We start from the raw sequence: 19514 nt of genomic DNA, 5'->3' as shown, positions 1-19514 counted from the left end.
CAATGCCTTTAATTTAAAACGGTTGCCGGTTGTTCCCTTACCTTAAGGTCTACCGGGTTCTTCACCTTGTCGGCCGTTAAAGCGAGATTGATCACTTCCGTCATTTCGGTCACGTAGTGGAATTTAAGGTCCTTGATATAGTCTTCTTTAATTTCCAGGATATCCTTCTGGTTCGATTTCGACAGGATAATTTCTTTAATGTTGGCACGTTTTGCCGCCAGGATCTTTTCCTTAATGCCGCCCACCGCCAGCACTTTCCCGCGAAGGGTAATTTCGCCGGTCATAGCAAGGTTCGGTCTCACCCTTCGTTGGGTGAACGCGGACGTCAGCGCCGTAAGCATGGTGATCCCGGCAGAAGGGCCATCCTTTGGCGTAGCCCCGGCCGGTACGTGCACATGCACGTCCCATTGTTCGAATAAGCGGTAATCGATGCCGAAATCGCCGGCATGCGCTTTTAAATAGGCCAGGGCGATGCTGGCTGATTCTTTCATTACCTCTCCCAGGCTGCCGGTTAGCGAAAGTTTTCCTCTTCCGGGGCTGAGGCTGGCTTCAATAAAGAGGATATCGCCGCCTACCTGCGTCCAGGCCAGGCCAGTAACAACGCCGGCAACATCATTGCCTTCGTACAGGTCCTTGTCAAAGACCGGCGGACCGAGAAATACTTCTACATCCGCTTTGGTAACGGCGGAAGAGTGTTCTTCCTCCATGGCCAGCTTCGTGGCAATCCCCCTTACCAGGCCACCTATTTTTTTCTCAAGCCCGCGCACGCCGGATTCCCTGGTATAATCTTCGATTACTTTTTCGACCACGTTGCTTTTGATCGTGATCTGGTTGGGTTTCAGCCCGTGCTGTTCGCGCTGTTTGGGCAGCAGGTGTTGTTTGGCGATCTCGATCTTCTCTTCGATGGTGTAGCCGTTCACCTCGATCACCTCCATGCGGTCGACAAGTGCCGGCTGAATCGTGCTCAGCGAATTGGCGGTGGCGATGAACATCACGTTCGAGAGGTCGTAGTCCATCTCCACGTAGTGGTCGTAAAATGCGTTATTCTGTTCGGGGTCCAGTACTTCCAGTAACGCTGATGATGGATCGCCGCGGAAATCGCTTCCCACTTTGTCGATCTCGTCGAGCACGAATACCGGGTTGGAAGTGCCGGCTTTTTTCAGCGACTGGATGATCCTGCCGGGCATCGCCCCGATATATGTTTTCCGGTGACCACGCACATCGGCCTCATCGTGGATCCCGCCGAGCGCCATGCGCACGTATTTCCGGCCAAGCGCACGTGCGATGGATTTCCCGAGCGACGTTTTGCCCACCCCCGGAGGGCCCACCAGGCACAGGATCGGCGCCTTCATATTGTTCTTAAGCTTAAGAACGGCCAGGTATTCGATAATGCGGCGTTTCACTTTGTCCAGCCCGTAATGGTCTTTTTCCAGGATCCGCCGGGCGCGCTTCAGGTCGAAATTATCCCTGGTGAATTCGTTCCAGGGCAGGTCGAGCAGGAGTTCGAGGTAGTTGATCTGCACCGAGTAATCGGCTGCCGCCGGGTTAATTCTGCCCAGTTTTTCGATCTCTTTGCTAAAATGTGTGCCGATCTCTTTCGCCCATTTCTTTTTCGCCGCACGCACGCGAAGGTTTTCGATCTCCAGGTCGGGCGAATTGCCGCCAAGCTCTTCCTGGATGGTTTTTAGCTGTTGGTTGAGAAAGTAGTCGCGCTGTTGCTTATCCAGGTCGGTACGCACCTTCGACTGGATCTGGTTGCGAAGCTCCAGCATCTGCAGTTCCCCGGTTAAATGCTCGAGCACCATTTTCGCGCGCTCGCGCAGGTTGGTCACCTCCAGTAATTGCTGTTTTACCGGCACGTCGGCGTTCATATTCGACGATATGAAATTGATCAGGAACGAAGTACTCTCGATATTCTTGATCGCGATGCCCGCTTCGCTCGGTATGTTGGGCGAAAACTGGATGATCTGCATGGCCATTTCTTTCACAGAAGCTACCATTGCCTTAAACTCCTTGTCTACCTTGTTTTTGGTTTCCTCGAACTTATTGATGGTGGCCTTGATGTAGGGTTCGCTTTGTACCTCCTGGTTCAGCCGGAAACGTTGTTTGCCCTGGATGATCACCGTGGTGCTTCCATCGGGCATCTGCAGCATCTTAATGATCAGGGCCAGGGTACCCACCTGGTTCAGCTGGTCGAACGCCGGATCTTCCACCGCCACATCGCGCTGTGAAACCACACCGATCATTTTATCGCGGCGGTAGGCATCTTTAATTAATTTGATGGATTTATCACGCCCGACCGTGATCGGGATCACCACACCCGGGAACAATACCGTGTTCCGGAGCGGGAGAATGGGGAGAATTTCAGGCGTTTGTTCATTGTTCATTTCCTCTTCGTCCTCCTGGGACATTAACGGAAAGAACTCGGTATCTTCATTTATAATAGGTAGCGCCTGGTTAAAATCGAACAAGTCGTTATTCATGAATTGCGGTATATAGTCAAACTGACAGTAAACTGGAAAAAACAGGTTGGTTATTCCAGTAATAAGTAGTCATGCAATGGATATGCCAAGCCGTTCGCGATTCAAAAATATAATTAATGTGCTGCTAAACGGTAAATATTTGTTAGGTTCAGATCAGGATAACTGTTAAAACGTCAGGTGCGAAGTCCGTACGCATTTCCCGCACCTTTGGGAAATAATTTATATACTTGCTTCGTTTAACTAACAACTTAACGTAAGAGATAAATGAGAACCGTTTTCCCTTTATTTGCCTGTTTTTTAGTGAGCGTTGGCATTTCCGCAGTCGCTCAGCCAAAAAAAGATACTCCCAAAAAAGAAAATCAATATGCACTGATCGGCAACAAAGATCTGCTCGACGGCAAGTTCGTGGAAGCCTCGGCCAACCTCGAAAAAGCCTTGCTGGCAGACAGTAACAATGTTGAAGTGCTGTATATGCTGGGCTATTCGTATTACCATTCGGGCAATTATGCCAAATCGGTCGCTTCTTTCAGTAAGGTTGTTTCTTTAAAGCCCGGTGATGGTTCGGCCTATTATTACCGCGGGAAAGCGAGAGATATTCTTGCCACGCAATCAAACACCACGCTTTCTTATGCGGAACGCGAAAAGCTCCTGCAGGCGTCGGTGAAAGATTTTACCCGGGCGATAGAATTGGCCGCAGACGACATGAAGCTATACCAGAACCGCGCCATCGCTTACCGCGACCTGGGAATCTTAAAGAGCCAGAAGATCCCGAAGTTTTATGATAAGGCTGTCGCCTCTTCCGCTTACAAATCCTGTATCGCCGACTTCCAGAAGGTGCTCGACTCGAACCCTACCCGCCAGGACCTGCAAATGGAGATGAAAAAAGCGCGGGTATACCTGGCTAACCTGGACAACTAATTGGTTGGACGTAATATGTCAAACGTCCAACGTTCAGAAAATGCATCTTCGTAAGCTCGAAAACGCCCATATCGCGTTATGGTTACTAAAGGACACTTGCTGGGTGATGGATTTGCATGTGCCGGGCCTGGTCATGATCGCGCCTACGCTTGCGCTGGCGATCTTTATCACGGCCAGGTTTCGCCGGTATACGGCAGAGTTATTTCATAATATTGCGGTCTGTCTCTGGATCACCGCGAATTCCGTGTGGATGATCGGAGAGTTCTTTTATGATGACGGGCTGCGGCCCTACGCTACCGTACTTTTTGTAGCCGGGCTGATCACGGTAGCTTATTACTACCTGTTCTTATCGCGGAAAGAGATCCGGGAAACCTGATTACTGTGTAGCCTGGTAGTTTTCTTTAAAGGGAACCCGACCGCCAAAATCCTGTACCCAATATAAGTTTTCTACTGCAACGCCAACTTCCCGGAAATCAGGGTTCATCAGGTTTTTGCAGTGGCCGGGGCTGTTGAACCAGTCGTTCGTTACCTCGCGGATGGAACGCTGCCCCTGGGCGATGTTTTCACCTATCGTCCAGCTTTTGTAACCGGTAACAGCGTAACCGGCGGCGAAAGTGCGATCGCGAAGCTTTCTGCCGTCCAGGCTGTAATGACTGAAATAGCGATTGGCCGCCATGTCACGGGCATGCGCATACGCCGAAATGGCGAGGTTATCATTCCATACTACCGGGTCGGCGGGCGGCATGTAGGTTCCGCCGCAATTACACCCTTTTGCACGCATGGTGTTAATCCGGCCTAATACTTCATATTTGAAAGTTTCGTCGGTATGGGCGGGTTTGCCCGTGGTAAACGACATCAAGATAAACAGGGCTCCCAGGGCCCCAGCTACCATTCTCCTCATAAATTCTCCCTGATCTTGATAAATAACGACGAGCAGTGTAAATTATTGGGAGCTGGTATTTATTTTTCCTGTTACCAGGTAACTGGTTTCCCCCAGCAGCATTACCTGTTGTTTCTTTTCCACCTGGTAAAGCGAGTCAGGAAAGAAATCGAGCACCTCGTTGGAGGTGTACAGGTAATTCGAGGTATGGTTCACGATCCTGATGTGCGTTACGCGCCCCTTGCTGTCAGAGCTGATGCTTAGCTGCCGTGTTCTCAATTTCGGGTCTGTGGAGAGGTAGCTAACCTCCCCCTCCTTTTTTACCTCACGGTAACTGGATCGCCAGGCGGGCTTGTTGATGTCGGATCCGGCGAATATCGCCAGCTCACGTTTCCAGTTAACGATCTGTTTCGTTTTACTTTCAGGTATGCCGTTCTCTGTTACCGACTTAAGCACTTCAGGGTGAGTCTTCTGCATGGCTGCCACCTGCTGGCGCATATACGAGGCCAGGTCAAAGTAGCTTTGCTTCTTTGTTTCTACCCCCGCGTGCTCCGTTTGCATGCAGGAAGAAAGCACAGCGATCAATCCCAGGACACCGGTGAGTCGTTTCATGATCAGACCAGCACGTTCCCCGTCATTTTTTCCGGGGCGGCAATGCCCAGGATCTTCAACACGGTGGGGGCGATATCGCCCAGTTTGCCATCGCGCACGGCTTTATAGTCGCTGTCGATCAGGATACAAGGTACCAGGTTGGTGGTATGGGCAGTATTGGGAGATCCGTCTTCGTTGATCATAAACTCCGCATTGCCATGATCGGCGATAATAATGAACGAATAACCCAGCCCGATACCAGTTTCCACCACCGTTTGCGCACAATGGTCGACCGTTTCTACGGCTTTTACCACGGCTTCGAAACTCCCGGTATGACCCACCATATCCGGATTAGCGAAATTCAGGCAGATAAAATCAGGATGATTATCCTTCATTTCCCTGCAGATCGCGTCGCGGATCCCTTCGGCGCTCATTTCCGGTTTAAGGTCGTATGTTGCCACTTTGGGCGAAGGGATCATCAGTCTTGTTTCACCTTCAAACGGCTGCTCTCTTCCGCCGGAGAAGAAGAAAGTTACATGCGGGTATTTCTCTGTTTCCGCTATGCGGACTTGTTTTCTGTGATTTCTTTCGAGTACTTCGCCCAGCGTATCGGTAAGGTCGTCTTTGCGAAAAACTACCTGGACGTCCTTAAACGTTTCATCGTAGCTGGTCATGGTGATATAATTCAGCGGGAGCGGTTCCATCTGGTAATCAGGAAATGCTTTCTGTGTAAGCGCGATGGTGATCTCGCGCCCGCGATCGGTGCGGAAATTGAAGCAGATCACCACATCACCGGGACGTATCACGGCGAGCGGCCGGTTGTCGCTGCCAACTTTTACGATAGGTTTGATGAATTCATCGGTCACCCCCTCATTATATGATTTTTTAACGGCGGCAGCGAGATCGCTCACCGCTTCGCCGGTACCATGTACCAGCAGGTCATAAGCCATTTTTACACGTTCCCAGCGGTTATCGCGGTCCATGGCATAATATCTTCCGATGAGGGAGGCGATTTTCCCTGACGAGGCAGCAAGGTGCTCTTCCAGCGCGGCGATAAAGCCGAGGCCGGAATTCGGGTCCGTATCGCGCCCGTCCATGAATGCGTGGACAAATACCTGGTCGAGGCCGGCGGCTTTTGCGGCGTCGCACAGCCCCGATACATGGCCGATGTGTGAATGTACCCCGCCGTCAGACAATAACCCGATGAGGTGCACCGGCTTATTTTCGCGTTTGGCGTAGGCAAAAGCTTCAGACAGTACCGGGTTGGTGGTCAGCTCGTTATCGGTTACCGCCTTGTTGATCCTGCCCAGTTCCTGGTAAACGATCCTGCCGGCGCCGAGGTTCATGTGCCCCACTTCCGAGTTGCCCATCTGCCCGGCGGGAAGGCCAACGGCTTCACCGGACGCTTCAAGCTTCGAGTTGGGATAGGTGGCGACAAGTTTGTCGAAAAAAGGAGTATCAGCCTTTAATACAGCGTTCGAGCGGTCGTTTTTTCCGTATCCCCAGCCGTCGAGGATCAGGAGCGCGAGTTTTTTTTCTTTCACGGCACAAAATTAAATATTTAGCCCGGCGTTTTTATGAAAAGGCATTTTATTTAAAGTGTTTGTACATCGTTTTCGCTATTTTTACCATATGCTCCCATCCATACATACCCGGATCAGTCCTTCTTTTAGCAGCCTTCTTCTATTGATGTTGCTGTCTGTTAACTCATTAGCAACAACGCCGGCGGATGCCGCCGACGATCTGCTGGCGCTCCTTAAAGCAGGCAATGCCAAAGAGATCGCCAAATCGCTGAACGCCACCGTAGAGCTGACGATCTTAACCGAAGAAAATATGTATTCGAAGGTACAGGCGGAGGCCATCCTGAAAGATTTCTTTGCCAAGCACCAACCCTCGGCTGTTAAGCTGGTGCACAAGATCGCTTCCAATCCCAATCACCGGTTTGCCGTAGTATTGTTAACTACCAACAATGGCATTTATCGGTTGTCATTTGCCATGAAGAACACGGAGGGCACCTTCCTCGTGACCGAAATGCGGATCGAGGCTGCCAAGGAGTGAAATAATTCCGTTATTTTCGCCCTGTTATGCAAGAATACCAGGAGCTGCTTCAAAAATTTATCGTAAATGCGTTAGCGGAAGACGAGGGCGACGGAGACCACACGTCGTTATCCACCATCCCGGAAGGAAGTACCGGTGCGGCTAAATTACTCATCAAGGAAGAGGGCGTGGTTGCCGGGGTGTCGGTTGCGCTCGAAATATTCAGGTTGGTGGATCCTGGTCTTGAAGCAGAGGTGCTTATAGGCGATGGCGCCCGCGTTTCACCCGGTGATATCGTGCTGGTAGTGAAAGGCAGCGACCGGTCGATCCTGCTCGCCGAGCGGCTGGTATTGAACACGATGCAGCGTATGAGCGGAATCGCCACTGCCACCAGATACATTGCAGAGCGGCTGGAAGGTACCCGCACCCGCGTGCTCGACACCCGCAAAACCACGCCCAATCTGCGTTTTCTCGAGAAAATGGCCGTTAAGATCGGCGGGGGGACCAACCACCGCTTCGGATTGTATGACATGATCCTGATCAAAGATAATCACGTAGATTATGCAGGCGGGATCGCCAATGCGCTGAAAGCGGCCCGGCAATACCTCGTAGAAAAGCAAAAGCAACTCGCCATTGAGATCGAAGTAAGAAGCATCGGCGAACTGGAACAGGTATTGGCGGAAGGCGGCGCCGATAGGATCCTGCTTGATAATTTTGACTACGAAACACTGCGTACCGCCGTAAAATTGATCAACGGCCGTTACGTAACTGAAGCATCGGGCGGTATTACGGCAGAAAATGCCCTCGAATATGCCGGATGCGGCGTCGACTTTATTTCGATGGGCGCCCTAACGCATTCTGTAAAGAGTCTCGATATGAGTCTAAAAGCTATGCACGAATAATTTTTTTATTATACGGCCTTTTCTTTTATTATTGTAGCTGAATGATATCCATTTTCTCCCTTTCGGCTTTACTTACTGCATATTTATTCGGATCTATTCCAACAGCTGTCTGGATAGGACAAGCGTTTTATGGTATAGATGTGCGCGAATACGGAAGCGGCAATGCGGGCGCTACTAACACTTTCAGGGTACTTGGCAAGAAGGCCGGTATCAGCGTTATGCTGATCGATATTTTTAAGGGGTATACGGCAACCAACCTGGCCTATTTTATCGGCATCTCTATCACGGGGCCGCACGATTCGGTTCAGTTTGTGAATTTCAAACTTGCGCTTGGCATTATCGCAGTAATGGGCCATCTTTTTCCCATTTTCGCCGGTTTCAGGGGAGGCAAAGGAATCGCTACCTTATTCGGTATGATCCTGGCTATCCACATCGAGGCCGCGTTGCTTTGTGTGATGGTTTTCCTGGTGTTTTTCATTATCTTCAAATATGTTTCGCTGGGATCTATCATGGCCGGTTTTACCTTCCCACTGAGCATTATTTTCATCTTTCACTCGCCCATCCGTTCCATGGTGCTTTATGGCATGTGTATTACCGTGCTGATCCTTGTTACCCATCAAAAAAATATCGAACGTTTGCTGAAAGGAAAAGAGTCGAAAATCAGTCTCTTCAAAAAACCGCAAAACTAAATCGCTGTTAACTGTTTATTGATCAAATAAACATAGTTATGAAACAGTTGAAATTCCTATTTACTACTATCGCTATACTCGTACTCGCCGCCTGCGCTACCGTACCGCTTACCGGGCGTAAAAAGTTAAGCCTGGTAGACGAGGCTTCTATCCAGACGGAAGCGGCCACCGCTTACAAGCAGTTCCTCTCCGATCCCAAAACAAAAGTGATCGCCAATTCTACTGACGCGCAGCGTGTTAAGCGGGTTGGTACCGCCATAGCGGGCGCCATAAGCCGGTATATGCAAGCCAACGGGTATGGCACCCAGTATAATTACAACTGGGAGTTTAACCTGGTAGAAAGCAAGGACATCAACGCCTGGTGTATGCCCGGCGGAAAGGTTGCGGTTTACACCGGGATCTTGCCGGTTACCCAATCAGATGCCGGCCTGGCCACCGTTATGGGACACGAGATCGCCCATGCCATCGCCGGTCACTCTTCAGAACGGGCTTCGCAAACTGCCCTGGCCCAGGCAGGGGGCAGCGTAATTGGTGCCGCTACCGGTTCGCAAACTGTTGCACAATTGTATGGCGTAGGCGGTCAGCTTACCCTGCTTAAGTACGGCCGTAACCAGGAATCTGAAGCAGACCGGCTAGGGCTTATTTTTATGGCGATGGCCGGCTACGATCCGCAGGCCGCGGTATCTTTCTGGCAGCGGATGGCTACAGCTTCCCAGAACGGCGGTACGCCCGAATTCCTGAGCACGCACCCCAGCGATGCTACCCGGATTGCCGATATCCAGAAACGTTTGCCGGAGGCGATGAAATATTACAAGAAATAACAAGCTTCAATAGGCGCATCTCAAGCCTCTCTTTTGCTTCGCGTTGTTGCGGGTAAGAGGGAGGCTTTATCAATTAATCCCAGGACTTCCCCAGGATGCTCATAATTCCGCTGACCTTTAGCAGGCACTCCCCGTATTCCTTTTCCGGGTCGGAATCGTAGGTAATGGCGCTGCCTGCCTGGAATGACAGGTATTTTTCGGCCGCGTTGTAGAGTAAGGTCCGGATCACTACGTTGAAATCAAAATCGCCTTCGGGCGTAAAGTACCCGATGGCACCGGAAAACGCCCCCCGTTTTGTGCGTTCATATTGTTCGATCAGCTGCATGGCGCGAAACTTCGGCGCCCCGGTCATAGAGCCCATGGGGAATACGGCGCTTATCAGCGAGGCAGGGCCTTTTGCGGGATCGGGATTGCTTACGATCGTCGAGATCATCTGGTGCACCTGGCTGAAGCTGTAGATGCCAAACAATTCTTCTACTTTTACGGATCCCGGTACAGAACAACGGGTAAGGTCGTTGCGCACGAGGTCCACGATCATTACGTTCTCCGCCTGTTCTTTTGCGTCCGAGCGTAATTGCCCGATGATCTCCCGGTCGGTGTCCGGGTCGGCGCTCCTGCTGGCCGTACCCTTAATGGGTTGTGAGATCAGCCTGTCCTTCGCTTTTTTAATAAATCTCTCCGGGCTCGCCGAAAGAATGTACCGTTCGTTATGTTTCATGAAACCCGAAAACGGAGTAGGAGAGATCGCATTTAAGGCAAGGTACAGGCTTACCGGGTCGATCGATGCGTTTTCTGCATAGAACTCCTGGCAGAAATTCAGCTCATAAACATCACCACGGCGAAGGTGTTCGCGGATAGCCTGCACGGTTGCGATATAGTCTTCCCTGCTGAAACGGGCGTTGATGAGGAGGTTTTCCTGGCGCGTAGTTGTTGTCATCTCTTGCATACGCCCGATGGCAGCCAGTACCTCATCCGGGTTTGCCGACATTATGGTGAGTTCGCCGCCTTTCACCAACAGCAGGTGGAGTGGCTGGAAGAAGCAGAGATCAGGAAAACGCAGATGGTCCGCATTCGCTGAAGTTAGCTCTTCGACGTCGTTTTTCAGGTCGTAAGAAAGAAATCCGAAATACCATCCGGGTTCTTTTTCCAATAGCGCCCCGAGTTCGCCGAAGGCATTCTCACCCTGCGGGGTGATCAGCCTCCTGGTCCCGGCTGCGATGGCCAGGTCGAATGAAGTATAAGGGTCGGTGAACCCGTTAGAATCGAGCAGGCATGCCGTATCAAACGAAGAGGCCCATTGAAGGGCCTTTTCTTTAAATTTATCAATAGCTGGCAGGGCGGTTTTCACCTGCAGAAGATCATCATCAGCGTTCATCTATGCTGGTAATAGCGTAATTATTTCATCACCAGTGTTTGTACTCTGTCTGGTCCTACAGAGAGGTATTTTACCGGTACTTCCAGCGCATTCTCCAGGTATTTAACATAAGCGGCAAGTTTTGCGGGCACTTCCGCCGGTGTGCGGATCCCCGTAAGGTCTTCATGCCACCCTTCGATCTCCTCGAGTACAGGTTCCGGTTTAATGGTGCAAATGTCGTAGGGCATGTAGTCAATTTTTTCGCCGTTATACTGGTAATGCGTGCAGGCATAAATTTTCTCGAAACCGCTCAATACGTCGGCTTTTGTCATTACCAGCTCGGTTACGCCGTTTAGCATAATGGCATATTTAAGCGCAGGGAGGTCGATCCACCCGCATCTCCTGGGCCGGCCGGTGGTAGCGCCAAACTCATGACCGATACGGCGGAGCTCTTCCCCGGTATGGTCATTCAGTTCGGTTGGAAATGGCCCGCCGCCCACCCGCGTACAATATGCCTTAAAGATCCCGATCACGTTGCCGATATTTTTAGGAGCCACGCCAAGCCCTGTGCATGCGCCCGCGGTGGTGGTATTGGAGGAAGTAACAAAAGGGTAGGAGCCAAAATCAACGTCGAGCATAGCGCCTTGTGCACCTTCGGCCAGCACGGTTTTCCCCTCTTTAAGATATTTGTTTACGAAATGCTCGCTATCTACCTGTTCAATGGTTTTGAGGAACTCTACTGCTTCAAAAAAAGCGGTTTCTTTCTCGCTGAAGTCAGCAACTTCACCGTAATGCGATAAGATCGACCGGTGTTTGCCGACGAGTTTCTCATAACGTTCGCGGAAATCCGGAAGAGTGGTGTCGCCTACACGCAAGCCGTTACGACCGGTTTTGTCCATATAAGTAGGACCAATACCTTTTAGCGTAGAACCGATCTTGCCTTCGCCCATACGGCTTTCAGAAGCCGCATCTAATAATTGATGAGTCGGCAGGATCAGGTGCGCTTTACGCGCGATCACCAGTTTGCCCAACCCTACAGGGTCGAAGCCATTTTTCTCCAGGTTATCGAGCTCTCTTTTTAAAATGATGGGGTCGATCACCACGCCGTTACCGATCAGGTTCATGGTCCCCGGGTTAAAAATGCCGGAAGGGATGGTGTTCAGCACATACTTTTGTCCGTCGAACTCGAGTGTATGCCCTGCATTGGGGCCGCCCTGGAACCTGGCGATGAGGTCATAATGCGGGCATAGCACATCAACGATCTTTCCTTTGCCCTCGTCACCCCACTGGAGCCCCAATAATACGTCTACAGCCATTAATTATGGATTATACTGGTAAAAAAGTTAAGTTAATTTTTGGAATATGATTCGCAAAAGCCCTGTTTCAGCTTCGCGCAATCACCGTACATGTTTAATGAATGGTGTTTGATCTCGAATTTCAGCAGGTCGCCCATCATGCTTTGGATCTGGCCGATCCGCGGATCGCAGAATTCCACCACTTTACCGCAATTAAGGCAAATGATATGGTCGTGCTGTTTGTACCCGTACGATTTTTCGAACTGCGCCATGTTCTTGCCGAACTGGTGTTTGGTCACCAGGTCGCAGGAAACAAGCAGTTCAAGCGTATTGTATACCGTGGCGCGGCTTACACGATATTTTTTATTCTTCATGTGAATGTAAAGCGACTCCACATCGAAATGGTCACTTCTCGAGTATATTTCTTCCAGGATAGCGAAACGCTCAGGAGTTTTACGTAGGCTTTTATTTTCGAGATAGGCCTCGAAAATCTTTCTAACCATATCAATGGTTTCTTGTACTGCCATATAAGTGATGTAGTAAGAGGCAAAGGTAATATTATAAAGAACAATTAGCAACGGACAATTGGGTTATTAACTATCAGCTATCAGCCGTCAGCTATCAGTCGTCAACCATTACTCGTTACCGCCGCCTGCGAGTCGAACCGGGTGACTGCCGTTACGCCTTTTACCTGTTTTAAACGTTTAATGAGGTTATCGAGATGTTGCGTGTCATTTACGTAAACCATAATGGAGCCTTCAAAGATCCCGTCGTTGCTATCCACGGTAATAGAGCGCATGTTTACCTTAAAGTCGTTGGATATCACGGTAGTAAGCTTGTTAATAAGGCCCACGTCATCTATCCCCCGTATGCGCAGCCCGGTTAAAAAGGCGAGTTCTTTCTGCGAAGTCCACCGCGCTTTTACGATCCGGTAACCGTAGTTCGACATCAGCTTGGTGGCATTCGGACAATTAGTGCGGTGTATCTTGATCCCTTCGTTAATGGTAATAAACCCGAACACATCGTCGCCCGGGATCGGGTTGCAGCAGTTCGCCAGCTTGTAATCTATTTTCTGGAGGTCTTCGCCGATGAGCAACGTATCGCTATCCTTGGCTTTTACCCGGTTCATCAAGCCTTCTATCTGGGCGCTTTCGATCTTCTCGGGAGAGCGGTTCTCTACCAGCTTTTCAGATGCGTGGAAGTCCTTGAGGTCGCGGAGGTCGATCTTTCCACGGCCTACTTCGTAAAAGAGATCGAGTGAAGAGTTCAGCTTGAAAAAATAGGTAAGCTTGTAAATGTTGTCGGTATTATAAGTGATTTTCAGCGACTTAAGTTTCCGTTCGAGGATCTCTTTACCTTCTTCCGCGATGCGGCGCTTTTCTTCTTTCAGGGCCGATTTTATCCGGGCTTTGGCTTTGGCGGTTACCACGAAATTCAGCCAGTCTTCTTTCGGCGACTGTTTTGATGAGGTAATGATCTCTACCTGGTCCCCGTTCTGCAGCTTATAAGAAAGCGGCACCAGCTTATGGTTTACTTTTGCGCCGATACAGCTTGCCCCGAGATCTGAATGGATCTCGAACGCAAAATCAAGCGCCGTGGCATCTATCGGTAACTGGATGAGCGCTCCCTTGGGAGTAAAAATGAAGATCTCGTCAGAAAAGAGGTTCATTTTAAAGTCGTCCAGGAAGTCGAGCGCATTAGATTCGGGGTTGCTCAGCAACTCGCGCACCTTCTGGATCCAGATATCGAGGCCATGCTCGGCTGACGACTCTTTGTATTTCCAATGTGCCGCAAATCCTTTCTCGGCGATCTCGTTCATACGTTTGGTACGGATCTGGATCTCCACCCACTGGCCTTTGGCACCCATCACGGTGGTGTGCAGCGACTCGTATCCGTTGGCTTTTGGCGATGAAACCCAGTCGCGCAGCCTGTCGGGATTGGGCCGGTAGAGGTCGGTAACGATGGAATACGCCTTCCAGCAGTCAGATTTCTCGTGCTCCGGGTCACTCTCCAGGATAATGCGGATCGCAAAAAGATCGTACACTTCTTCAAAAGGAATACTTTTCTTGCGCATTTTATTCCAGATCGAATGGATGGATTTCGGCCGTCCATAAACCTGCGCATGCAGCCCCTGCTCCATCAGGATGTCTTTTATCGGTTCAATAAAATTCCGGATATACAGCTCGCGTTCCGTTTTCTTCTCATTCAGCTTTTTAGCAATGAACTTGTAAGTCTCAGATTCCATGTACTTCATGGCCAGGTCTTCCAGCTCCGACTTCATCGCGTAGAGCCCGAGCCGGTGCGCCAGCGGCGCATAGAGATACACGGTTTCGGAGGAGATCTTCAGCTGTTTGTCACGCGGCATGTAATCCATGGTGCGCATATTATGCAGCCGGTCCGCGAGCTTGATGAGGATCACCCGCACGTCGTCTGCCAGGGTAAGCAGCATCTTGCGGAAATTTTCGGCCTGCAACGAGCTGTTCGTGTCGAAAACTCCCGAAATCTTGGTGAGCCCATCGATAATGCGGGCCACTTTTTTACCGAATTCCTGTTCGATCTCCTCAAGCGTGATAGCGGTATCCTCCACCACATCATGCAGCAGCGCGCAAACGATCGAGGTGGTGCCAAGCCCGATCTCTTCCGCTGCAATCTGCGCCACCGCGATGGGGTGATAAATATAAGGCTCGCCGGATTTGCGCCGCATATCTTTGTGGCTATCCAGCGCCATATCGAACGCCCGCCGGATCATGCGTTTGTCACCTTTTTGTAAAGTTGATTTGCATGCCCGTAAAAGCGCCCGGTATCGCTTCAGGATTTCCAGTTTTTCGGCTTCGAGATCGATGAGTAGTTCTTTCATTTTTCAGTGATCAGCTTTCAGCAATCAGCTGTCAGCCCGGTTTATCTAACTTAAATGTGCTTATTTTAACCCGCTAAATTGTTCTTCCCCTGTAATTTAAGCTACTTTAAGGAGCTGACAGCTGACAGGCGATCGCTGAAAGCCGTAAACAAACTCGTTGGGTTACTATTCCACAGATGTTGTATTAATAAGTAAACGAAATTTAATGTAATTTTGCACTTATCTAATATATGAAAATTTTTAGGTACATCGCTGCGATCTCACTCCTCCTGTCAGGCATCACCGCTTTTGCCCAGGAACCGGAAAAGTATGATCCTTATGTGAAGGGGAAAAATGATACGTTAACGGTGGCCTTAACAAAGGTGAACGATGTGATGATCCCCTGGCTTCCCTTGTCGGATATCGATATCCGGGCTAAAGGCAGGATACTCACCGCCGAAGAACGGGCAAAATATAATCGCCTTCGTTACAATGTGCTAAAAGTATGGCCTTATGCCATCTTCGCCAGGAACCGGTACGCCCAGCTGCAAAAGGACCTGGCCCTCACGGGCGATCGCAAAGCCCAGAAAAAGCTGGTAAAGGCCTGCGAGCAGCAGATCAAAGACATGTTTAATAAGGAAGTGAAGAATATGACCATTACGCAGGGCGAGATCCTGATCAAGCTGATTGATCGTGAAACCGGTAACAGCAGCTACGAAATGGTGAGACAGCTTAAAGGCGGGATAACGGCCTTCAGCTACCAGGTGGTGGCGCGTGTGTTCGGGCACGATCTCAAAGAAAAATATGATCCCCAGGAACAGCGTGACATTGAGGCTATTATACAGTCAATAGAATACAGATATAATTAAAGCATGAGTGATAAGAGTATTTATCAGTTCGAAGTTCAGCGTTTGAACGGCGAAACGATAAGTTTAAGTGAGTACAGGAATAAAGTTCTTCTCATTGTAAATACCGCTTCCGAATGCGGATTTACCCCCCAACTGGAAAATCTGGAGCACCTGAGGCAACTTGTCGGAAGCGAGGATTTCGAGATCCTGGCATTTCCCTCTAACGATTTCGGCGGGCAGGAACCCCTGGAAGGTTCGGCCATCGGGAAGTTCTGCAAGATGAACTTCCACACCAAATACCCTGTTTTTGATAAGATCCATGTGCGGGGCGCCAAAGCCCACCCGCTATATAAGTTCCTCGCGGCTAGACGCCAGAACGGCCGCAACAGCGCCTCCCCAAGGTGGAACTTTCATAAGTACCTGATCAATCGCGAAGGCGAGGTAGAGGATTACTATTATCCCTTCACCAAGCCCGATTCCGGAAGGATCGTTAAACGGATCCAGCGTTTACTGGACCTGATGCCCGTTCTGCAATGAAATTAGACCTGCTGGTATTGGCTGTGCATCCCGACGATGCAGAGCTGGGTTGTTCCGGGACGCTCCTGAAATATATTGCCCAGGGAAAAAAAGCCGGGATCATCGACCTGACGCGCGGCGAGCTCGGCACGCGCGGCACCGCAGAAACCCGTGATAAAGAAGCGGCGGATGCCGCGGCAATCCTGGGCCTGTCTATGCGTGGTAACCTCGCCATGCGCGATGGCTTTTTCCGGAACGACGAAGCGCACCAACTACAGGTTATCCACGCGATCCGGAAGCACCAGCCCGAAATTGTTTTTACTAACGCGCCTGCCGACCGGCACCCCGATCATGGACGTGCCAGCGACCTGGTAAACGATGCCGCTTTCCTGGCAGGATTAAGAAAGATCGTTACGCACGATGCGGAGGAGGTCCAGGAGCCCTGGCGCCCCAAACTGGTACTCGAATTTATACAGGACCAATACCATCAACCGGATATCATTCTCGATGTAACAGCGCAGTGGGACAATAAATTGAAGTCGATACTGGCTTATAAAACGCAGTTCTTTAATCCTGATTACGACGAGCCTGATGCTACTTATATTTCCTCGCCCGCATTTCTCAGGATCGTGGAGGGACGGGCCAGGGAGTTCGGTAAATCCATCGGTGCAGAGTATGGCGAAGGTTTTGTGTCCCGGAAACTGCTTGGAGTAACTGACTTGTTCAGCTTGTTATAACTCAGCCAGCACCTCTTTCATTACAGCGATACCTTCGTCGATATGTTCCCGCTCCATGATCAGGGCGGGCCTGAACCGGATGCTGTTGTGTGAGCATCCCAGGAACATTACATGCTTTTCCATCCCTTTTTGTACAAAACGGTTCCGCATTTCTTTATCCGGGAAATCGAAGGCCGTTAACAGGCCCCGTCCGCGAACATTACTGATGCGCTGATCATTTTCCGCCACTTTTGCCAGCTCATCTTTAAGATAGCTGCCTATGGTGGCCGCGTTTTCCACCAGGTTGTCTTCTTCAATGATCTGGAGAATGCGGGTGGCTCGCACCATGTCGGTGAGGTTGCCGCCCCAGGTAGAATTGATCCTTGAGGGAACGCGGAAAACATTGGTCTCTATTTCGTCGACCTTGGCGCCTGCCAGTATTCCGCAAATCTGCATCTTCTTGCCGAAGGCGAGGATATCCGGGCGGGCCTTCTCTCCAAAGTGTTCATGGCACCAGAATTTACCCGTAAGGCCAACGCCGGTTTGTACCTCGTCATACACCAGCATGCATTCGTTTTCATCCGCCAGCTGGCGGAGCTGCTCCAGGAACTGCTGCCGGAAGTGATTGTCGCCGCCCTCAGATTGAACGGGCTCGATAATGATCGCGCAGATTTCGTCCTTATTGGCCGAAAATACTTCGCGAATTTCTTTCAGGGATGTTTTTTCCCTTTGTAACAGGTCCGCGTGGTTTTCGTCGTTAAGGGGGAACCTGATGTAAGGCGCCGACACCCTTGGCCAGTTAAACCTGGCATACCAGCGCGTTTTTTCGGGCAGGGTGTTGGTGAGGCTCAGCGTGTAACCGGTGCGTCCGTGAAACGCATGCTCGAAGTGGATCACTTTTGTCCCTACCTCCCTAGTGTATCCTTTTGCGAAATTCTTTTGGACTTTCCAGTCCATCGCTGTTTTCAGGGCATTTTCGATGGCCAACGCACCGCCGGAGATAAAAAATGCATGCGGCAGGTAGGAGGGGATCCCGAACCCGGAGAACGTTTCTACAAATTGGGCATATTGGGTGGTGTAAATGTCTGAATTAGAAGGGTTGGTAAGCGCAGCCATCAGGAGACTATTCTTAAACGCTTCGTCGCCGGTCATCTTGGGATGGTTATACCCCAGCGGAACCGACGCAAAACAGGTAAAGAAATCAAGCAGCGTGCGCTGGTACCGGGAATCGAAGATCCGTACACCGTTGCTCTTTTCCATATCGAACGTCAGGTCGTACCCATCGGCAAGAATATGCTTCGACAAGGTTTGCTGAACGTCTCCCGGGGAAACGGTTAGTTTATACATGGCAGGATGCTTTATGCAATGTTAAGGGAAATTTTCCATTCCCCATTTTCTCTACGCCAGTTCCGGTCTTTCCTCGAATAACCGTTTATGGTACCATTCCTGCAGCGGGAACAGCATGGAAACGATAATGAAAGTAACCGTCATGGTGATCAGGAATTCGGGACCTGCATACTGCTGACTTACGTAAATGATCGGGATAAAAAAGCGGATGATCTCGAGATAGTAGATCCATCTTTTCTGTTCGAGTAACGCGCCGCAATTAATCAGCGTAACGAGAATGGTGGAGGAGATGGCTACAATAGAAGCTGTTTCCATTTGATCGTACATCACCGACATCACAAACAGCGAAATAATGCTCACGGCCAGCTGGAAATTAAGGTAAAACCGGAAGTTTGCGTTAGTCTGTGCCTTTTCCGTATGGATCTTGTACTTGCGTTCGAGCGCCGGGCGAATTCGCGGGTCCATGTTTTCCGGCGGACCGAACACGGCGAGGAACTTATCCTTAAAGGTGGCAGCCCGGTTTACCGCTACCGCGATCTCCAATACGTAGTGAAAATGCTGCCATAAAAAGCTGTTGCTTTTCAGCGGATGCGTGATGCCATAGGTGGGCGCTTCCTGCTCGCGCTGGAACGTGCCGAACAGCATATCCCAAAACACGAAAACGTCTCCATAATTTTTATTCAGGTACTTTTCGTCGGAAGCGTGGTGTACCCGGTGATGTGAAGGTGTGATGAGGATATTTTCAAGGAAGCCAAGTTTCCCGATCATCTGAGTATGCGTAAAGAAAGAATAAGCGCCGTGGAACAACAGGATCGGGATCACCATATCGGGGTGAAAGCCCACAAGCGGCAGGAAACTCCAGAAAACGGTGCGCACAAAAGCCTGGAAAATGGTGATACGTGCGGAGACCGTGTAATTAAATTCTTCGCTTTGGTGATGGACGATGTGCGCACCCCAGAGTACATTCACCTCATGGCCGAGGCGATGGTACCAGTACCACACCAGGTCGGTGGCCAGGATAAGGATCACCCAAACGTACCATGATTTGCCAATATCGAAGAAATGAAAATTTTTGTAAACGTAATAATAGAGTGCGTAAAAGCTGCCGGAGAAGAAAAGGTCCATCAACCGGTCCGCCACTCCAATACTGATATTAGTAATGGAGCTGCTAAACTTAAAGATCTCCTTTTTCTTTTTACGGCGCGCATAGATAAACTCGATGGCCATAAAAAGCAGGAAGCCCGGTACAGCAAATGCTTCGTATACGTGGTTGATCATTGT

Annotated in this window: 19 protein-coding genes; 9 read left to right on the top strand and 10 right to left on the bottom strand. The window is 50.3% G+C overall.

Annotated features, from left to right (window positions below; translation table 11 throughout):
* Positions 1 to 8: 8 nt before the first annotated feature.
* On the bottom strand, positions 9 to 2483 hold the full coding sequence (gene lon, locus GS398_RS11055; protein WP_160906815.1) for an endopeptidase La: 2475 nt from the start codon (positions 2481 to 2483) through the stop codon (positions 9 to 11).
* Positions 2484 to 2747: 264 nt separating this feature from the next.
* Here lon and GS398_RS11050 point away from each other — a divergent pair, with 264 nt between their 5' ends.
* Both GS398_RS11050 and GS398_RS11045 read left to right on the top strand, forming a co-directional pair.
* Positions 2748 to 3401, top strand: coding sequence for a tetratricopeptide repeat protein (locus GS398_RS11050; protein ID WP_160906814.1), 654 nt, complete (start codon positions 2748 to 2750; stop codon positions 3399 to 3401).
* Between the two features lie 40 nt (positions 3402 to 3441).
* Complete coding sequence (locus tag GS398_RS11045) at positions 3442 to 3777, top strand: hypothetical protein (RefSeq protein WP_160906813.1); 336 nt, start codon at positions 3442 to 3444, stop codon at positions 3775 to 3777.
* Here GS398_RS11045 and GS398_RS11040 read toward each other — a convergent pair whose 3' ends face one another.
* The 3 genes from GS398_RS11040 to gpmI form a co-directional block, all read right to left on the bottom strand.
* Positions 3778 to 4257, bottom strand: a complete 480-nt coding sequence (locus GS398_RS11040) for a CAP domain-containing protein (RefSeq protein WP_202406018.1) — start codon at positions 4255 to 4257, stop codon at positions 3778 to 3780.
* A gap of 87 nt (positions 4258 to 4344) precedes the next feature.
* Positions 4345 to 4893: a hypothetical protein gene (locus tag GS398_RS11035; protein WP_160906811.1), complete on the bottom strand. Its 549-nt coding sequence runs from the start codon at positions 4891 to 4893 to the stop codon at positions 4345 to 4347.
* Positions 4894 to 4895: 2 nt separating this feature from the next.
* A complete protein-coding gene (gene gpmI, locus GS398_RS11030) occupies positions 4896 to 6416 on the bottom strand; it encodes a 2,3-bisphosphoglycerate-independent phosphoglycerate mutase (protein WP_160906810.1) in 1521 nt (506 codons plus the stop codon).
* A gap of 88 nt (positions 6417 to 6504) precedes the next feature.
* Here gpmI and GS398_RS11025 point away from each other — a divergent pair, with 88 nt between their 5' ends.
* Genes GS398_RS11025 through GS398_RS11010 form a run of 4 tightly spaced genes read left to right on the top strand, consistent with a single transcriptional unit; the run spans position 6505 to position 9321 of the window.
* Positions 6505 to 6930 carry a DUF4783 domain-containing protein gene (locus GS398_RS11025; RefSeq protein ID WP_160906809.1) on the top strand — a complete coding sequence of 142 codons (426 nt, stop codon included), beginning with the start codon at positions 6505 to 6507 and terminating at the stop codon, positions 6928 to 6930.
* 26 nt (positions 6931 to 6956) lie between these two features.
* Positions 6957 to 7811: a carboxylating nicotinate-nucleotide diphosphorylase gene (nadC, locus tag GS398_RS11020; RefSeq protein WP_160906808.1), complete on the top strand. Its 855-nt coding sequence runs from the start codon at positions 6957 to 6959 to the stop codon at positions 7809 to 7811.
* Between the two features lie 41 nt (positions 7812 to 7852).
* Entirely contained in the window at positions 7853 to 8500 is a 648-nt protein-coding gene (gene plsY, locus GS398_RS11015; RefSeq protein ID WP_160906807.1) for a glycerol-3-phosphate 1-O-acyltransferase PlsY, read from the top strand.
* Positions 8501 to 8538: 38 nt separating this feature from the next.
* The gene (locus GS398_RS11010) at positions 8539 to 9321 is read left to right on the top strand and encodes a M48 family metallopeptidase (protein ID WP_160906806.1); all 783 of its coding nucleotides are present in this window, start codon (positions 8539 to 8541) and stop codon (positions 9319 to 9321) included.
* A gap of 73 nt (positions 9322 to 9394) precedes the next feature.
* Here the strand turns inward: GS398_RS11010 and GS398_RS11005 are convergent, their stop codons facing one another.
* The 4 genes from GS398_RS11005 to GS398_RS10990 all read right to left on the bottom strand — a co-directional run bounded on the left by GS398_RS11005 (position 9395) and on the right by GS398_RS10990 (position 14827).
* Entirely contained in the window at positions 9395 to 10696 is a 1302-nt protein-coding gene (locus tag GS398_RS11005) for an anthranilate synthase component I family protein (protein WP_160906805.1), read from the bottom strand.
* A 20-nt stretch (positions 10697 to 10716) separates the two neighbouring features.
* Positions 10717 to 11991 (bottom strand): adenylosuccinate synthase, encoded by a 1275-nt coding sequence (locus tag GS398_RS11000; protein WP_160906804.1) that lies wholly within the window; start codon positions 11989 to 11991, stop codon positions 10717 to 10719.
* Positions 11992 to 12023: 32 nt separating this feature from the next.
* Positions 12024 to 12497 (bottom strand): Fur family transcriptional regulator, encoded by a 474-nt coding sequence (locus GS398_RS10995; RefSeq protein WP_160906803.1) that lies wholly within the window; start codon positions 12495 to 12497, stop codon positions 12024 to 12026.
* Between the two features lie 101 nt (positions 12498 to 12598).
* Entirely contained in the window at positions 12599 to 14827 is a 2229-nt protein-coding gene (locus GS398_RS10990; protein ID WP_160906802.1) for a RelA/SpoT family protein, read from the bottom strand.
* A 230-nt stretch (positions 14828 to 15057) separates the two neighbouring features.
* Between GS398_RS10990 and GS398_RS10985 the strand changes: the two genes are divergently transcribed.
* The 3 genes from GS398_RS10985 to bshB1 are packed head-to-tail and all read left to right on the top strand — an operon-like array spanning position 15058 to position 16907.
* Positions 15058 to 15675, top strand: a complete 618-nt coding sequence (locus tag GS398_RS10985; protein ID WP_160906801.1) for a DUF4294 domain-containing protein — start codon at positions 15058 to 15060, stop codon at positions 15673 to 15675.
* A 3-nt stretch (positions 15676 to 15678) separates the two neighbouring features.
* Positions 15679 to 16191: a glutathione peroxidase gene (locus GS398_RS10980; protein ID WP_160906800.1), complete on the top strand. Its 513-nt coding sequence runs from the start codon at positions 15679 to 15681 to the stop codon at positions 16189 to 16191.
* Complete coding sequence (gene bshB1 / locus GS398_RS10975; RefSeq protein ID WP_160906799.1) at positions 16188 to 16907, top strand: bacillithiol biosynthesis deacetylase BshB1; 720 nt, start codon at positions 16188 to 16190, stop codon at positions 16905 to 16907. Before GS398_RS10980 ends, bshB1 begins: the two co-directional genes overlap by 4 nt.
* Here bshB1 and lat read toward each other — a convergent pair.
* Together lat and GS398_RS10965 are read right to left on the bottom strand one after the other, a co-directional pair.
* Positions 16902 to 18233 (bottom strand): L-lysine 6-transaminase, encoded by a 1332-nt coding sequence (gene lat / locus GS398_RS10970; protein WP_160906798.1) that lies wholly within the window; start codon positions 18231 to 18233, stop codon positions 16902 to 16904. The two genes, bshB1 and lat, sit on opposite strands and share 6 nt — an antisense overlap.
* Before the next feature lie 51 nt (positions 18234 to 18284).
* Complete coding sequence (locus tag GS398_RS10965) at positions 18285 to 19511, bottom strand: sterol desaturase family protein (protein WP_202406017.1); 1227 nt, start codon at positions 19509 to 19511, stop codon at positions 18285 to 18287.
* Positions 19512 to 19514 lie beyond the last annotated feature (3 nt).

It is taken from the genome of Hufsiella ginkgonis (genome assembly GCF_009834915.1).
In the GTDB taxonomy this organism is placed as follows: Bacteria; Bacteroidota; Bacteroidia; order Sphingobacteriales; family Sphingobacteriaceae; genus Hufsiella; species Hufsiella ginkgonis.
Note: the sequence above shows the minus strand (reverse complement) of the source record. Positions and strands in the feature narration are given on the sequence as shown.

Coding starts and splice junctions, on each gene's coding strand:
- GS398_RS11010 (WP_160906806.1), top strand. CDS start 8,539: ATGAAACAGTTGAAATTCCTATTTACTACTATCGCTATACTCGTACTC.
- GS398_RS11050 (WP_160906814.1), top strand. CDS start 2,748: ATGAGAACCGTTTTCCCTTTATTTGCCTGTTTTTTAGTGAGCGTTGGC.
- lon (WP_160906815.1), bottom strand. CDS start 2,483: ATGAATAACGACTTGTTCGATTTTAACCAGGCGCTACCTATTATAAAT.
- GS398_RS10990 (WP_160906802.1), bottom strand. CDS start 14,827: ATGAAAGAACTACTCATCGATCTCGAAGCCGAAAAACTGGAAATCCTG.
- lat (WP_160906798.1), bottom strand. CDS start 18,233: ATGTATAAACTAACCGTTTCCCCGGGAGACGTTCAGCAAACCTTGTCG.
- GS398_RS11045 (WP_160906813.1), top strand. CDS start 3,442: ATGCATCTTCGTAAGCTCGAAAACGCCCATATCGCGTTATGGTTACTA.
- GS398_RS11005 (WP_160906805.1), bottom strand. CDS start 10,696: ATGAACGCTGATGATGATCTTCTGCAGGTGAAAACCGCCCTGCCAGCT.
- GS398_RS10980 (WP_160906800.1), top strand. CDS start 15,679: ATGAGTGATAAGAGTATTTATCAGTTCGAAGTTCAGCGTTTGAACGGC.
- bshB1 (WP_160906799.1), top strand. CDS start 16,188: ATGAAATTAGACCTGCTGGTATTGGCTGTGCATCCCGACGATGCAGAG.
- plsY (WP_160906807.1), top strand. CDS start 7,853: ATGATATCCATTTTCTCCCTTTCGGCTTTACTTACTGCATATTTATTC.
- GS398_RS10985 (WP_160906801.1), top strand. CDS start 15,058: ATGAAAATTTTTAGGTACATCGCTGCGATCTCACTCCTCCTGTCAGGC.
- GS398_RS11035 (WP_160906811.1), bottom strand. CDS start 4,893: ATGAAACGACTCACCGGTGTCCTGGGATTGATCGCTGTGCTTTCTTCC.
- GS398_RS11025 (WP_160906809.1), top strand. CDS start 6,505: ATGCTCCCATCCATACATACCCGGATCAGTCCTTCTTTTAGCAGCCTT.
- GS398_RS11040 (WP_202406018.1), bottom strand. CDS start 4,257: ATGTCGTTTACCACGGGCAAACCCGCCCATACCGACGAAACTTTCAAA.
- GS398_RS10995 (WP_160906803.1), bottom strand. CDS start 12,497: ATGGCAGTACAAGAAACCATTGATATGGTTAGAAAGATTTTCGAGGCC.
- nadC (WP_160906808.1), top strand. CDS start 6,957: ATGCAAGAATACCAGGAGCTGCTTCAAAAATTTATCGTAAATGCGTTA.
- GS398_RS10965 (WP_202406017.1), bottom strand. CDS start 19,511: ATGATCAACCACGTATACGAAGCATTTGCTGTACCGGGCTTCCTGCTT.
- GS398_RS11000 (WP_160906804.1), bottom strand. CDS start 11,991: ATGGCTGTAGACGTATTATTGGGGCTCCAGTGGGGTGACGAGGGCAAA.